The 14,298-nt window shown below is 70.2% G+C and carries 12 protein-coding genes; 6 read left to right on the top strand and 6 right to left on the bottom strand.

Annotated features, from left to right (window positions below):
* Positions 1–30: 30 nt before the first annotated feature.
* The 3 genes from ACWD0A_RS25695 to dusB form a co-directional block, all read right to left on the bottom strand.
* A complete protein-coding gene (locus ACWD0A_RS25695; RefSeq protein ID WP_451301771.1) occupies positions 31–1,038 on the bottom strand; it encodes an ArsR/SmtB family transcription factor in 1,008 nt (335 codons plus the stop codon).
* Between the two features lie 758 nt (positions 1,039–1,796).
* Positions 1,797–4,505 (bottom strand): pyruvate, phosphate dikinase, encoded by a 2,709-nt coding sequence (gene ppdK / locus ACWD0A_RS25700; RefSeq protein WP_451301773.1) that lies wholly within the window; start codon positions 4,503–4,505, stop codon positions 1,797–1,799.
* Between the two features lie 404 nt (positions 4,506–4,909).
* Positions 4,910–6,061, bottom strand: coding sequence for a tRNA dihydrouridine synthase DusB (gene dusB / locus ACWD0A_RS25705; protein ID WP_451301775.1), 1,152 nt, complete (start codon positions 6,059–6,061; stop codon positions 4,910–4,912).
* A gap of 53 nt (positions 6,062–6,114) precedes the next feature.
* On the opposite strand from dusB, the gene ACWD0A_RS25710 reads away from it, so the two are divergent.
* Entirely contained in the window at positions 6,115–7,533 is a 1,419-nt protein-coding gene (locus ACWD0A_RS25710) for an MFS transporter (RefSeq protein WP_451301776.1), read from the top strand.
* A 167-nt stretch (positions 7,534–7,700) separates the two neighbouring features.
* Here the strand turns inward: ACWD0A_RS25710 and ACWD0A_RS25715 are convergent, their stop codons facing one another.
* Positions 7,701–7,895, bottom strand: coding sequence for a DUF6243 family protein (locus tag ACWD0A_RS25715; protein WP_307715590.1), 195 nt, complete (start codon positions 7,893–7,895; stop codon positions 7,701–7,703).
* Positions 7,896–8,128: 233 nt separating this feature from the next.
* On the opposite strand from ACWD0A_RS25715, the gene ACWD0A_RS25720 reads away from it, so the two are divergent.
* A complete protein-coding gene (locus tag ACWD0A_RS25720; protein ID WP_451301778.1) occupies positions 8,129–9,148 on the top strand; it encodes an aldo/keto reductase in 1,020 nt (339 codons plus the stop codon).
* Positions 9,149–9,178: 30 nt separating this feature from the next.
* The gene (locus ACWD0A_RS25725; RefSeq protein ID WP_451301780.1) at positions 9,179–9,763 is read left to right on the top strand and encodes a TetR family transcriptional regulator; all 585 of its coding nucleotides are present in this window, start codon (positions 9,179–9,181) and stop codon (positions 9,761–9,763) included.
* A 9-nt stretch (positions 9,764–9,772) separates the two neighbouring features.
* Here ACWD0A_RS25725 and ACWD0A_RS25730 read toward each other — a convergent pair whose 3' ends face one another.
* Together ACWD0A_RS25730 and ACWD0A_RS25735 are read right to left on the bottom strand one after the other, a co-directional pair.
* Complete coding sequence (locus ACWD0A_RS25730) at positions 9,773–9,979, bottom strand: hypothetical protein (protein WP_307715587.1); 207 nt, start codon at positions 9,977–9,979, stop codon at positions 9,773–9,775.
* A 74-nt stretch (positions 9,980–10,053) separates the two neighbouring features.
* A complete protein-coding gene (locus tag ACWD0A_RS25735; protein WP_177152460.1) occupies positions 10,054–11,433 on the bottom strand; it encodes a glycine--tRNA ligase in 1,380 nt (459 codons plus the stop codon).
* Positions 11,434–11,577: 144 nt separating this feature from the next.
* On the opposite strand from ACWD0A_RS25735, the gene ACWD0A_RS25740 reads away from it, so the two are divergent.
* The 3 genes from ACWD0A_RS25740 to ACWD0A_RS25750 are packed head-to-tail and all read left to right on the top strand — an operon-like array spanning position 11,578 to position 14,296.
* A complete protein-coding gene (locus ACWD0A_RS25740; protein WP_451301783.1) occupies positions 11,578–12,573 on the top strand; it encodes a metal ABC transporter substrate-binding protein in 996 nt (331 codons plus the stop codon).
* Positions 12,574–12,620: 47 nt separating this feature from the next.
* Positions 12,621–13,403, top strand: a complete 783-nt coding sequence (locus ACWD0A_RS25745) for a metal ABC transporter ATP-binding protein (RefSeq protein ID WP_451301785.1) — start codon at positions 12,621–12,623, stop codon at positions 13,401–13,403.
* Positions 13,404–13,405: 2 nt separating this feature from the next.
* Positions 13,406–14,296 carry a metal ABC transporter permease gene (locus ACWD0A_RS25750; protein ID WP_451301787.1) on the top strand — a complete coding sequence of 297 codons (891 nt, stop codon included), beginning with the start codon at positions 13,406–13,408 and terminating at the stop codon, positions 14,294–14,296.
* Positions 14,297–14,298: the final 2 nt, after the last annotated feature.

Here is a 14,298-nt window from a genome sequence, read left to right on the forward strand (position 1 = left end):
GCGCGGGGGTGTCCGGCGGATCGGGGCCGGTCACGATCCGCCGGGCACCCCTGAGGGCTCCGCACAGGCGCCGCCGCGCAGCAGGGCGGCGCCCAGCGGGGTGAGCGTGTGCAGGACCGCGTTGCCGTGGCGCAGGGTCACGACGAGTCCGGCTTCGCGGAGGACCGCGGCGTGCTGGCTCGCGGAGGCGAGGGAGACCCCTGCCCTGCGGGCCAGTTCGCTGGTGGTGCAGCCGTTGCGGATGGCCTGGAGCACGGCGGAGCGCGTGTGGCCGACGAGGCGGCCCAGGGAGGGGCCGGCCGACTCGCCGAAGGCCGGCTCGGCCCCGTGCGAGACGGGGTAGACGAGCACCGGCGGCAGCGAGGCGTCGCGCAGCACGACCGGTGTGCCGCGGCAGAAGAACGACGGCTGGAGCAGCAGTCCCCGCCCGTTCAGGCGCAGTTCGCGGTCGACCGGGTAGTCGGCCTCCAGCACGGGGGCACGCCAGCGCAGTACGGGCGGCAGCGAGGCGAGGAGCTCGCCCGCGCCCCCGTCGAGCAGCGCGCGGCCGCGCACGGCGCGGTCCGCCTCGACGCGGGCCTGGATGTGGGGCCAGTACGGCTCGACGGCGGACCGGTAGTAGGCGCGCAGGGCGGCCACGAGACGGGCGACGGCCTCCGCGCGGCCCTCGGCAAGGGCGAGGAGCCGGGCGGGCAGCACGCGCAGCGGCGAGCGGTGGGCGACCGCGAGGGCCAGTTCGGTGTGCAGCCGTGCGGGCGGAGTGGCGCGGAGCGCCTCCAGCCCGGCTTCGAGGCCGTCACGGCCCTCCGCCGGCGTCAGAAAGTCGGGGAAATAACCCCGCGGCGGCACGAGCTGTGCGAGCAGGCGTGTTTCACCTTTCAACCGGGCGCGGGCTTCCGAGCGCCATTCACCGAAGGTGAGTGCGCCTCTGCGGTCGCGCAATCGGTGAAAACTGAGAATGGATTCCCACAACGCGTCGGGCCTGGCGGCCATGCGCACTTTCGCCAGGTCGTCCGCATTGAAATGAATTCGAAGCACCGAACCCCCACTTGTTGCACCTGCAATCGCCCCCATCACTGAGTATGCATGCAATCACAGGTTGTTACCACGGTGTTTCAGCCACAGTTGAAACGCCTCGCGGGAGCACGGGGGCAACCGAAAGGCTGTACGGCGTCGGGCATGAAACCTACTTCACCGATGTGACGCAGCAAGGACCGTGGGGGGCCTTCGCGTCCGGCGGCGGTGGCGGAGGTTGCGGCTCCGTGTCCGGCACGGGTAATGGGGTGCGGTCGGCGGGTGGGGATCCGCCGGCCGCGCTCCGCCGGTTTCTTCGTGCGGAGAATGTCGAGAATTCGATTCCCGTTGGACGTACGAAATTCAAATGAACGAATGGTCAGCAGGGCCGGAACGCGGCGGCACGGACCGCGCTTCTCGGAGGCCGGCAGCCCGACGGACAGCCCTCGGCGGAGGCACGCGGCTCGGCGGTCGGCTCTCGGCGGAGGGCAAGCCGCTCGGCGGTCAGCTCTCGGCGGAGGGCAAGCCGCTCGGCGGTCAGCTCTCGGACAGTCCTCGGCGGACGAAGCGGCCGAACGGACAACGCGGAAGGGGCAGGCGCCTCGCACAGGGCGCCTGCCCCTTCCGCTGGAGTTCCGGGACCGTCACCGGGACGCCGGTGAGGGTCGAGGTTCCGGACTGCGGGTTTTCGTGCCCCGCTCCCGGATGACGGCCCCGGAAGTATGTGTCCGCGCTCGGACGCATGGGGTGCTCGGACGCCATCGGCCGAGCACCGCCCCGCGTCAGCGCGAGTCGCTGCCCGTCGACTGGGCCGCCGCCCGGCCCGCCTCGAGGCGCGCCACCGGGATGCGGAACGGGGAGCAGGAGACGTAGTCCAGGCCCACCTCGTGGAAGAAGTGCACCGACTCCGGGTCACCGCCGTGCTCGCCGCACACGCCGAGCTTCAGGTCCGGGCGCGTGGCCCGGCCCGCCGCCACCGCGCTGCGCACGAGCGAGCCCACACCGTCCTTGTCGATCGTCTCGAAAGGCGACACCCCGAAGATGCCCTTCTCCAGGTACGCCGTGAAGAAGCTCGCCTCCACGTCGTCCCGCGAGAAGCCCCACACCGTCTGGGTGAGGTCGTTCGTGCCGAAGGAGAAGAACTCGGCGGCCTCGGCGATCTGACCGGCGGTCAGCGCGGCGCGCGGCAGCTCGATCATCGTGCCGAGCGCCAGCTTGAGCTCGACGCCCGTCGCCGCCTGCACCTCCGCGATGACCTGCTCGGCCTCGTCGCGGACGATCTCCAGCTCCTGGACCGTGCCCACGAGCGGAATCATGATCTCCGCGCGCGGGTCGCCCTTGGCCTCGATGCGCTCGGCCGCGGCCTCCGCGATCGCCCGCACCTGCATGGTGAACAGGCCGGGGATGACCAGGCCGAGGCGTACACCGCGCAGACCCAGCATCGGGTTCTGCTCGTGCAGCCGGTGCACGGCCTGGAGCAGACGCAGGTCGTTCTCGTGCGGGTCCTTGCGGGCCTCGGCGAGCGCGACGCGCACCGACAGCTCGGTGATGTCGGGCAGGAACTCGTGCAGCGGCGGGTCGAGCAGACGCACCGTCACCGGCAGCCCGTCCATCGCCTCGAACAGCTCGACGAAGTCCTTCTTCTGCAGCGGCAGCAGGGCCCGCAGGGCCTCGGCGCGCTCGTCGTCGGTGTCGGCGAGGATCAGCTTCTCGACCATCTCGCGGCGCTCGCCGAGGAACATGTGCTCCGTGCGGCACAGGCCGATGCCCTGCGCACCGAACCGCCGCGCCCGCAGCGCGTCCTCGGCGTTGTCCGCGTTCGCCCGCACCCGCAGCCGGCGGACCCGGTCCGCGTAGGCCATGATCCGGTGCACGGCGGCGACCAGCTCGTCGGCGTCGTCGGCGCCCGCGTGCATGCGGCCCTCGAAGTACTCGACGACCGGGGACGGCACGACCGGCACCTCACCGAGGTACACCTTGCCGGTGGAGCCGTCGATGGAGACGACGTCGCCCTCCTCGATGACCTGGTCGCCCACGGTCATCCGGCGGCGCTTGGTGTCGACCTCCAGCTCCTCGGCGCCGCAGACACAGGTCTTGCCCATGCCGCGCGCCACGACGGCCGCGTGCGAGGTCTTGCCGCCGCGCGAGGTCAGGATGCCCTCGGCGGCGATCATGCCGTCCAGGTCGTCCGGGTTGGTCTCGCGGCGGATCAGGATGACCTTCTCGCCGGAACGCGACCACTTGACCGCGGTGTAGGAGTCGAAGACGGCCTTGCCGACGGCCGCGCCCGGGGAGGCGGCGATGCCGCGGCCGAGCAGGTCGGTCTTCGCCGTGTCGTCGAAGCGCGGGAACATCAGCTGCGCGAGCTGCGCGCCGTTGACGCGCTGGAGCGCCTCGGCCTCGTCGATCAGGCCCTGGTCCACGAGCTGCGTGGCGATGCGGAACGCGGCTCCGGCGGTGCGCTTGCCGACGCGGGTCTGCAGCATCCACAGCTGGCCGCGCTCGATGGTGAACTCGATGTCGCACAGGTCCTTGTAGTGCGTCTCGAGGGTTTCCATGATCTGCATCAGCTGGTCGTACGACTTCTTGTCGATCGACTCGAGCTCGGCGAGCGGCACGGTGTTGCGGATACCGGCGACGACGTCCTCGCCCTGCGCGTTCTGCAGGTAGTCGCCGTAGACGCCCTGGTGGCCGGAGGCCGGGTCACGGGTGAAGGCGACGCCGGTGCCGGAGTCCGGGCCGAGGTTGCCGAAGACCATGGAGCAGACGTTGACCGCGGTGCCGAGGTCGCCGGGGATGCGCTCCTGACGGCGGTAGAGCTTGGCGCGGTCGGTGTTCCAGGAGTCGAAGACCGCGTGGATGGCGAGGTCCATCTGCTCGCGCGGGTCCTGCGGGAAGTCGCGGCCTGCCTCGGCCTTGACGATCTTCTTGAACTGCTTGACCAGCTTCTTCAGGTCGGCGGCGTCGAGGTCGGTGTCGACGGTGACCTTCTTCGCGGCCTTGGCCTCGTCGAGGGCGTCCTCGAAGAGCTCGCCCTCGACGCCCAGCACGGTCTTGCCGAACATCTGGATGAGGCGGCGGTAGGAGTCCCAGGCGAAGCGCTCGTCGCCGGCCTGCGTGGCGAGGCCCGCCACCGACTCGTCGGAGAGGCCGATGTTGAGGACGGTGTCCATCATGCCGGGCATCGAGAACTTGGCGCCCGAGCGTACGGATACCAGCAGGGGGTTGTCGGCCTGGCCGAGCTTCTTGCCCATGGACTGCTCCAGGGCCTCGAGGTGGGCGGTCACCTCGTCGCGGAGCGCCGGGGGCTCCTCGCCGCTCTCGAGGTAGACCTTGCAGGCCTCGGTGGTGATCGTGAAGCCCGGAGGGACCGGAAGACCGAGGTTGGTCATCTCGGCGAGGTTCGCACCCTTCCCGCCGAGCAGGTCCTTGAGGTCCTTGTTGCCCTCGGTGAAGTCGTAGACGAACTTGTGATCTTTGTTTTCCGACACGGGTCTCGACTCCTCGAGGACTCGATGGCTGCCCTGACGGCGAGGAACATACCCAGATCGAAGGCACCTCGGTACGTCCACTTGCGCGTCATACGGCCTTAACCACTCGTCCGCCAGCAGATCGAAAGTGCCCGCGGGCTCCTGAGGTGCAGCCGCATGACTTCAAGTCCTGAAGTCATCAGAACAAAGAGTGACAACTCTTGCCGTGGCCATCGACAGAGAGCAAGTGAAGGGTCCAGGAGGCGAAGACCAAAAGGATGGCACTGAGTGCCATCCTTTGAAAGGTGCAGTCGTCCGATTGTCGCTCATCTGAGCGCACCCCCTATCAGGGGTGGCGAGGATCACGCCGGGGAACCTGACGGAATTCCATCATCCGGACCGGCCCGGGAGGCGCCGACGAGCGCTCAGCCGCCCGAAGTGTCCAGTTCAGCATCGGCGGTGACCCCGGCGCAGTCATACGGATCCCTCAGCCAGCCGTCCGGCAGCACCACACGGTTGTTGCCCGACGTCCTGCCCCGAGGCCCGTCCGCGCCCACCGGCCAGGACTGGTCCAGATCGAGCTCGCTCAATTGAGCGCCGAGCTCGTCGAGGGACGACGTGACCGCCAGCTTCTTGCGCATCTGCGAACCGACCGAGAAGCCCTTGAGGTACCAGGCCACGTGCTTGCGGAAGTCGATCACCCCGCGCGACTCGTCCCCGATCCACTCGCCCAGCAACGTCGCGTGCCGCAGCATCACGTCCGCGACCTCGCGCAGCGACGGCCGCGCGTAGGCGTTCGTGCGCCCCTCGAAGGCCGCCACCAGGTCGCCGAAGAGCCACGGCCGCCCGAGGCAGCCGCGGCCCACGACCACCCCGTCGCAGCCGGTCTCGCGCACCATCCGCAGCGCGTCGTCCGCCGACCAGATGTCGCCGTTGCCGAGCACCGGGATCTCCGGGACGTGCTCCTTGAGACGCGCGATCGCGTCCCAGTCGGCCGTGCCGCCGTAGTGCTGCGCCGCCGTGCGCCCGTGCAGGGCGATCGCCGTGACGCCCTCGTCGACCGCGATACGGCCCGCGTCGAGATATGTGATGTGGTCGTCGTCGATGCCCTTGCGCATCTTCATCGTGACCGGCAGGTCACCCGCGTTGGTCACGGCCTCCTGGAGGATCGCCCGCAGCAGCGGCCGCTTGTACGGCAGGGCCGAGCCGCCGCCCTTGCGGGTCACCTTGGGGACCGGGCAGCCGAAGTTCAGGTCGATGTGGTCGGCCAGGTCCTCGTCCACGATCATGCGCACGGCCTTGCCGACGGTGACCGGGTCCACTCCGTACAGCTGGATCGAGCGCGGAGTCTCGGTCGCGTCGAAGTGGATGAGCTGCATCGTCTTCTCGTTGCGCTCGACCAGCGCCCGCGTCGTGATCATCTCGCTCACGAACAGGCCCTTCCCCCCGCTGAACTCGCGGCAGAGGGTGCGGAAGGGGGCGTTGGTGATTCCGGCCATGGGAGCGAGCACCACCGGCGGCTGCACGGTGTGCGGCCCGATCCGGAGCGTGGCGACAGCAGGGGCGAGCGTGGTCATGGGCCCCATTGTCGCTCACCGGAACGGCCCTCAGTCAGCCGTACTATGCGCCCATGGACGAGATCGGCCGCCGGCACCGGATCCTGATCCTGGCGATCTGCTGCACCAGCCTGCTGATCGTCAGCCTCGACAACACCGTCCTGAACGTCGCCCTCCCCTCTCTGCGCGACGAGCTGGGCGCCTCCGTCGCGGGGATGCAGTGGACGATCGACGCCTACACCCTCGTCCTCGCCTCGCTGCTGATGCTCGCCGGCTCCACCGCCGACCGCATCGGCCGCCGCCGGGTCTTCCAGGCGGGGCTCGTGCTGTTCGCCCTCGGGTCCCTGCTCTGCTCGCTGGCGCCCAGCCTCGACCTGCTCGTCGCGTTCCGCATGGTGCAGGCCGTCGGCGGCTCGATGCTCAACCCCGTGGCCATGTCGATCATCACCAACACCTTCACCGACCCGCGCGAACGTGCCCGCGCCATCGGCCTCTGGGGCGGCGTCGTCGGCATCTCCATGGCTGCGGGACCGCTGGTCGGCGGCGTGCTCGTCGACTCCGTGGGCTGGCGGTCCATCTTCTGGGTCAACCTGCCCGTCGGCCTCGCCGCCCTCCTGCTCACCTGGCGTTATGTCCCGGAGTCCCGGGCCCCCCGGCCCCGCCGCGCCGACCCCGTCGGCCAGATCCTCGTGATCGTGCTGCTCGGCTCGCTCACGTACGCGATCATCGAGACCGATCCGGCCTTCGCCGTGCTCTCGGCCGCGGCCCTGGCCGGCCTCCTCCTCTACGAGCCCAGGCGCCGCGATCCCCTCATCGACCTGCGCTTCTTCCGCAGCACGCCGTTCAGCGGGGCCACCGTCATCGCGGTGTGCGCGTTCGCGGCGCTCGCCGGCTTCCTCTTCGTCAACACCCTCTATCTGCAGGACGTGCGCGGCTACTCCGCCCTGCACACCGGCCTCTACATGCTGCCGATGGCGGGCCTCACCCTGGTGTCCGCGCCCCTGTCGGGCAGGCTCGTCGGCAGCCGGGGCACCCGCCTGCCGCTGCTGATCGCGGGCACGACCATGGCCGCGAGCGGAATCCTGTTCGCCGCGTTCGAGGCCGAGACCTCACAGGTGCTGCTGTTCACCGCCTTCGTGCTGTTCGGCCTCGGCTTCGGCATGGTCAACACGCCGATCACCGACACCGCCGTCGCCGGCATGCCCCGCACCCAGGCCGGAGTCGCCGCCGCCGTCGCCTCCACCAGCCGCCAGATCGGCCAGACGCTCGGCGTCGCCGTCATCGGGGCCGTACTCGCTGCCGGAGTCCCCGCCACCGCGCCCAGCGAGGGCTTCGTCGCCGCGAGCCGGCCCGCCTGGTGGATCATCGCGGGCTGCGGCCTGTGCGTGCTGGTCGTCGGCGCGCTCACCAGCGGCCGTCGCGCGCAGGAGTCCGCTCGCCGCACGGCCCGGCTCCTCGCGCCTCCCACCGAGGACGCCCGCGCCCACCGGTGACCCGCCACGGGTCGCAGAGCAGGCGGCCGTAGGTCACGCCGCCGGCGCAGCCCGGCGTCGTCGTGCCGACGACACTGCTCAGCCTGCGCCTGCCGCGCCCGGTGGCCTGAGACCGGACACGCGAAGGCCCGGACCGCGCAGCTCGCGGTCCGGGCCTCTTCATGCGATCAGGACGCGTCCTCCTGCGGCTGCTCCTGGCCGCCCTGGGCGCGCTCGCGCATCTTGCGCAGCAGCTCCTGCTTCTGGTCGGCGGCCGCCTTGCGGTCCGCGCTGCGCGCGGGTCCGTTTCCGTGCTGGTCGGCGCGGGACAGCTTCTTGCGCTGTCCGCCCACGCCGAGCAGGTTGTTCCGGCTCTTGGCCATGGGGTTCTCCCATCAGGTGAGAAGGGTGAGAAGTGACTCGGATTCCGGGGGGCGGGCAGGCCCCGCCGTCTCACTCGTAGATCTGGAAGAACGAAGACATGGCACGGACGGTAGCGCGCGGCCGGCTCCGGAGCACCCGATTTTCCGCACCACTCTGGAATGACAGATATTGAAATCTGTCATCCGTCATGCCATAGTCGTCAGCACGAGATCCGACGAACCGGGAGCTCCTCATGACCTCCGTCCCGCACGCCCTCCGTCCCCTCGGCACCACCGGCCCGCGCGTCTTCCCTCTGGGCCTCGGCTGCATGGGCATGTCCGCCCTCTACGGCGAGACCGACCGCGCCGAGTCGATCGCGACGATCCACGCCGCCCTCGACGCCGGCGTCACGCTCCTCGACACGGGCGACTTCTACGGCATGGGCCACAACGAGCTGCTGATCAACGAGGCCCTGCGCAGCGCGGGCACGTCCGCGCGCGAACAGGCCCTGATCAGCGTCAAGTTCGGCGCGCTGCGCACCGTCGAGGGCGGCTTCAGCGGCTACGACGGCCGGCCGACCGCGGTCAAGAACTTCGCCGCGTACAGCCTCCAGCGCCTCGGCGCCGACCACATCGACATCTACCGGATCGCCCGCGTGGACCCGGACGTGCCGATCGAGGAGACCGTCGGCGCCATCGCCGAGCTGGTCGAGGCCGGCCATGTCCGCCACATCGGACTGTCGGAGGTCGGGGCGGAGACCATCCGCCGGGCCGCCTCCGTCGCCCCGATCGCCGACCTCCAGATCGAGTACTCCCTGATCTCGCGCGGCATCGAGGAGGAGATCCTGCCCACCCTCCGCGAACTGGGCATCGGCGTCACGGCGTACGGCGTGCTCTCACGCGGGCTGATCAGCGGCCACTTCACCCGTGACCACTCCTTCGCCCCCGGCGACTTCCGCGGGATGAGCCCCCGTTTCCAGGGCGACAACCTCCAGCGGAACCTGGACCTGGTGGAGCAGCTGCGCAAGGTGGCCGACGACAAGGGTGTGAGCGTGGCGCAGACGGCGGTCGCCTGGGTGCTCTCGCGCGGCGAGGACATCGTGCCGCTGATCGGCGCCCGTACCCGTACGCGCCTGGCCGAGGCGCTGGGCGCGCTGGACGTGGAGCTTTCGGCCGACGACCTGGCGGCCGTCGAGCAGGCGGTTCCGGCCGGTGCCGCGGCCGGCGAGCGCTACCCCGCGGCCCAGATGGCCCACCTGGACAGCGAGCGCTGACCCCGCTGCCACGCCGGGTACTGTCACACCATGCCCACCGAGACCCTGACCGCCGAGCGCATCCTCGAAGCCACCGAGGAGGTGCTGCGACGCTACGGCCCGGCCAAGGCCACGGTCGTCGACGTCGCGCGGGCGCTCGGGGTCTCCCACGGCAGCGTCTACCGCCACTTCCGCACGAAGGCGGCGCTGCGCGAGGCGGTGACCGACCGCTGGCTGGCCCGTGCCGAGGTCGCTCTCGCCGCGCTCACCGAGGCGAAGGACCGCACCGCCACGGAGAAGGTCGCCGACTGGCTCTCCGCGCTCTTCGAGGCCAAGCGCCACAAGGCGGGCGACGACCCCGAGCTTTTCGCCACGTACGGCGTGCTGATCGACGAGAACAGCGGCGTGGTGGACCGGCATCTGGAGGCCCTGATCGGCCAGCTGCGGCAGATCGTCGAAGAAGGCGTCCGCGCCGGGGACTTCACCGCCGACGACCCGGCGGCCACCGCCCGCGCGTTGTTCGACGCGACGACCCGCTTCCACGACCCGGCGTACGCGCCGGAGTGGCGGAAGCCCACCGTCGACGCCGAGTTCGACGCCGTGGTGGGCCTCCTGCTGCGCGGCCTGCGCGCCTGACGGCGCCCGCTAGGAGGCCGTCGGGTCGACCGTCGCCTGGTGCTCCCGGACCAGATGCTCCTCCGCCTTCAGCCAGGGAAGAAACTGGGCGCTCTTGCGCCACCCACAGGTGTCGCAGCGCAACTGCCGCTGCACACCGGACCGTTGGACGCGCACGACGTGTTCCCTGCCGTGCCCGTCCCATCTGCTGACCTTGCTGGTGGTCATCGACACCATGGGCCCCAGTGTGCACACAAGCCCCCGGTTCCGTACCCGGAACCGGGGGCTTCGTGACGAACGTCGGACGAACGTCAGCAGCCGAGCAGGCGGCTGCCCAGGTAGCCCTGGATCTGGTCCAGGGACACGCGCTCCTGCTTCATGGTGTCGCGCTCGCGGACCGTGACCGCGTTGTCGTCGAGGGTGTCGAAGTCGACGGTGACGCAGAACGGGGTGCCGATCTCGTCCTGGCGGCGGTAGCGGCGGCCGATGGCGCCGGCGTCGTCGAACTCGATGTTCCAGTTCTGCCGGAGGTCGGCGGCGAGGCCCTTGGCCTTCGGCGACAGCTGCGGGTTGCGGCTCAGCGGGAGCACGGCGACCTTGACGGGCGCGATGCGCGGGTCGAGGCGCATGACCGTGCGCTTCTCCATGACGCCCTTGGCGTTGGGGGCCTCGTCCTCGTTGTAGGCGTCGAGGAGGAAGGCGAGCATGGTGCGGCCGACACCGGCCGCGGGCTCGATGACGTACGGGGTCCAGCGCTCGCCGGCCTCCTGGTCGAAGTACGACAGGTCGGTGCCGGACGCCTTGGAGTGCGCGGAGAGGTCGTAGTCGGTGCGGTTGGCGACACCCTCGAGCTCGCCCCACTCGTTGCCGCCGAACTGGAAGCGGTACTCGATGTCGGCGGTGCGCTTGGAGTAGTGGGAGAGCTTCTCGGCCGGGTGCTCGAACCAGCGCATGTTCTCCTCACGCAGGCCGAGGCCGGTGTACCAGTTCCAGCGCTGCTCCATCCAGTACTCGTGCCACTGCTCGTCCTCGCCCGGTTTGACGAAGAACTCCATCTCCATCTGCTCGAACTCGCGGGTGCGGAAGATGAAGTTGCCCGGCGTGATCTCGTTCCGGAAGGACTTGCCCATCTGCGCGATGCCGAACGGGGGCTTCTTGCGCGAGGTCTGCTGGACCTGGGCGAAGTTGGTGAAGATGCCCTGGGCGGTCTCGGGGCGCAGGTAGGCGATGGAGCCGGAGTCCTGCGTGGGACCGAGGTGGGTGGAGAGCAGGCCGGAGAACTGCTTGGGCTCGGTGAACTGGCCCTTGTTGCCGCAGTTGGGGCAGTTGACCTCGGCGAGGCTCTCCGGGAGGCGGCCGTGCTTCGCCTCGAAGGCCTCCTCCAGGTGGTCGGCGCGGTAGCGCTTGTGGCAGGAGGTGCACTCGGTGAGCGGGTCGGTGAAGGTGGCGACGTGACCGGAGGCCTCCCACACCTCCGTGGCCAGGATCACCGACGAGTCGATACCGACGACGTCCTCGCGGGAGGTGACCATGTAGCGCCACCACTGGCGCTTGATGTTCTCCTTGAGCTCGACACCCAGCGGTCCGTAGTCCCAGGCGGCCTTCTGGCCGCCGTAGATCTCGCTGCACGGGTAGACGAAGCCACGGCGCTTGCTCAGGCTGACGATGGTGTCGATCTTGTCGGCGGCCACGGTGCTCTCTTCATTACGACGACGACGAACGGAGAATGCTTCAGGTTACCGGCGGCCGCACCCCCCGGATCAAATCGGTCCGGTGAATGGCCAGGCCACAAGGTTTATTGACAATCGTTTCCGATTTTGTTGAAAATGACTGTCATGAACGTACGACGCCTCATACCCACCACCGCCGTCGCCGGAGCCGTCGCGCTCGGCCTCGTGGCCGTCTCCGCGTGCTCCTCCTCCGACGCTGCCGAGGGCGGCAGCGACGGCAAGCTGAAGGTCGTGGCGTCTTTCTATCCGATGCAGTATCTCGCCGAGCAGATAGGTGGCGCCAACGTCTCCGTCACCACGCTCACCAAGCCCGGCGTCGAGCCGCACGACCTCGAGCTCAAGCCCCGCCAGACCGCCGAGCTGAACGACTCCGGTCTGATCCTCTACCTCAAGGGCGTCCAGCCCGCCGTCGACGATGCGATCGCCGAGTCCGGGGTGGAGCACAAGGTCGACGCCGCCACGCTGACGACGCTGGAGAACCACGGCACCGGGGCCGGCCACGACCACGGGCACGAGGAGAGCGGCCACGAAGAGGCCGCCCACGAGGACGAGCACGGCCACGATGGCGAGAGCGAGGCCGGCGCCGACCCGCACATCTGGCTGGACCCGGTGAAGTACGCCGAGGTCGCCGAGGGCGTGGGCAAGGCCCTCGGCAAGGCCGACCCGGACCACGCCGCCGACTACACGAAGAACGCCGACGCCCTGGTCTCGAAGCTGAACGGCCTGAACACCGACTTCGAGCAGGGCCTGAAGAACTCGTCCACGAAGACGTTCATCACCACGCACTCCGCCTTCGGCTACCTCGCCGAGCGCTACGGCCTCGACCAGGAGGGCATCGCGGGCGTCGACCCCGAGTCCGAGCCCAGCCCGGCGCGGATCAAGGAACTGCAGACGATCGCGAAGGAGGAGAAGGTCACCACGGTCTTCTTCGAGACCCTCGCGAGCGACAGGACGGCGAAGACGCTCGCGGACGACGCCGGCCTGAGGACGGACGTCCTCGACCCGCTGGAGGGAATCACCGACAGGTCCAAGGGCGATGACTACATGGAGGTCATGCGCTCCAACCTCGCCGCGCTGCAGAAGGCTCTCGGCGCGAAGTGATCCCGCACGACGCGACACCCACCCCGCACGCAACGGAGGCACACGCCATGGAGCCCGTCACGGACCCGGCCGTCGATCCGGTCATATCCGTCAGCGGTGCCCGGGCCACGCTCGGCACGCGCCCCGTGCTGCGCGGCGTGGACCTCACCGTCGGGCGCGGTGAGGTCGTGGCGCTGCTCGGCGCCAACGGCTCCGGCAAGTCGACCGCGGTGCGCTCCGTGATCGGCCAGGTGCCGCTGACAAGCGGCTCCATCGAGCTGTTCGGCACGCCCCTGCGCCGCTTCCGGCAATGGGCGCGGGTCGGCTACGTGCCGCAGCGGACGACGGCCGCGAGCGGCGTGCCGGCGACCGTGCGGGAGGTCGTGTCCGCGGGCCGCCTCTCCCGCACCCGTTTCGGTTTCTCCTCGCGCGCCGACAAGGCGGCCGTGGAGCGGGCCATCGCTCTGGTGGGTCTCGCCGACCGGGCCGGGGACTCGGTGACCGCGCTGTCGGGCGGCCAGCACCAGAGGGTGCTGATCGCGCGGGCGCTGGCCTCCGAGCCCGAACTGCTGATCATGGACGAGCCGATGGCGGGAGTGGACCTGGCGAGCCAGGAGATCCTCGCGTCGACGCTGCGCGACCAGGTCGCGGGCGGCACGTCGGTGCTGCTCGTGCTGCACGAGCTGGGGCCGCTGGAGCCGCTGATCGACCGGGCCGTGGTGCTGCGCGACGGCTGTGTGGTGCACGACGGGCCGCCGCCGACGGCGGTGGGCCAGCACGCCCTGCCGGGCCACGACCACGTACATCCGCACGCGGCCGACGAGCCGCTCCGCACGGGACTGCTGACCTGATCATGGAAATCCTGGAAACCGAGTTCATGCAGCGGGCGCTGCTCGCGGCGCTGCTGGTCGGCATCACCGCCCCGGCGGTCGGCATTCATCTGGTCCAGCGCCGGCAGGCGCTGATGGGCGACGGAATCGGCCATGTCGCGATGACGGGCGTCGGCCTCGGCTTCCTGCTGTCCACCAACCCGGTGTGGATGGCGACGCTGGTGTCGGTGCTCGGCGCGGTGCTGATGGAACTCATCCGCGCCCACGGGCGCACGCGCGGCGACATCGCGCTGGCGATGCTGTTCTACGGCGGCATGGCCGGCGGCGTGATGCTCGTCAACCTCTCCGACACCGGGTCGACGGCGAACCTGAGCTCCTTCCTGTTCGGCTCGCTGTCCACGGTGTCGCCGGAGGACCTGACGGCCATCGCGATCCTGGCCGGCTTCGTGGTGCTGGTCTCGCTGGGGCTGCGCAGGCAGCTGTTCGCGATCAGCCAGGACGAGGAGTTCGCGCGGGTGACCGGCCTGCCGGTCCGCGCGCTGAATCTGCTGGTCGCGGTGACCGCGGCGGTCACGGTCAGCGTGGCGATGCGCGTCGTGGGCCTGCTGCTGGTCAGCGCGCTGATGGTGGTGCCGGTGGCGGCCGCGCAGCAGGTGACGCGCTCGTTCCGGGCGACGTTCGCGCTCGCGGTGGGGATCGGGGTCGCCGTGGCCCTGACCGGAACCAGCACCTCCTACTACCAGGACGTGCCGCCCGGAGCGACGATTGTCCTGCTGGCCATCGCCGTCTTCGTCGTGCTCACCGCGCTGGCGCTGCCACTGGCGCGCCTGCGGGCGAAACCGGCGGCGGGCGGCGCCGAGTGCACAGCGGACATGCCGGGTACGCGACGGCCGAGTGACGACGTCAAGGTCTGAGC

Source organism: Streptomyces sp. NPDC002867, from assembly GCF_053591895.1.

Coding starts and splice junctions, on each gene's coding strand:
- dusB (WP_451301775.1), bottom strand. CDS start 6,061: ATGACCACGCTCGCCCCTGCTGTCGCCACGCTCCGGATCGGGCCGCAC.
- ACWD0A_RS25710 (WP_451301776.1), top strand. CDS start 6,115: ATGGACGAGATCGGCCGCCGGCACCGGATCCTGATCCTGGCGATCTGC.
- ACWD0A_RS25715 (WP_307715590.1), bottom strand. CDS start 7,895: ATGGCCAAGAGCCGGAACAACCTGCTCGGCGTGGGCGGACAGCGCAAG.
- ACWD0A_RS25720 (WP_451301778.1), top strand. CDS start 8,129: ATGACCTCCGTCCCGCACGCCCTCCGTCCCCTCGGCACCACCGGCCCG.
- ACWD0A_RS25725 (WP_451301780.1), top strand. CDS start 9,179: ATGCCCACCGAGACCCTGACCGCCGAGCGCATCCTCGAAGCCACCGAG.
- ACWD0A_RS25730 (WP_307715587.1), bottom strand. CDS start 9,979: ATGGTGTCGATGACCACCAGCAAGGTCAGCAGATGGGACGGGCACGGC.
- ACWD0A_RS25740 (WP_451301783.1), top strand. CDS start 11,578: ATGAACGTACGACGCCTCATACCCACCACCGCCGTCGCCGGAGCCGTC.
- ACWD0A_RS25745 (WP_451301785.1), top strand. CDS start 12,621: ATGGAGCCCGTCACGGACCCGGCCGTCGATCCGGTCATATCCGTCAGC.
- ACWD0A_RS25750 (WP_451301787.1), top strand. CDS start 13,406: ATGGAAATCCTGGAAACCGAGTTCATGCAGCGGGCGCTGCTCGCGGCG.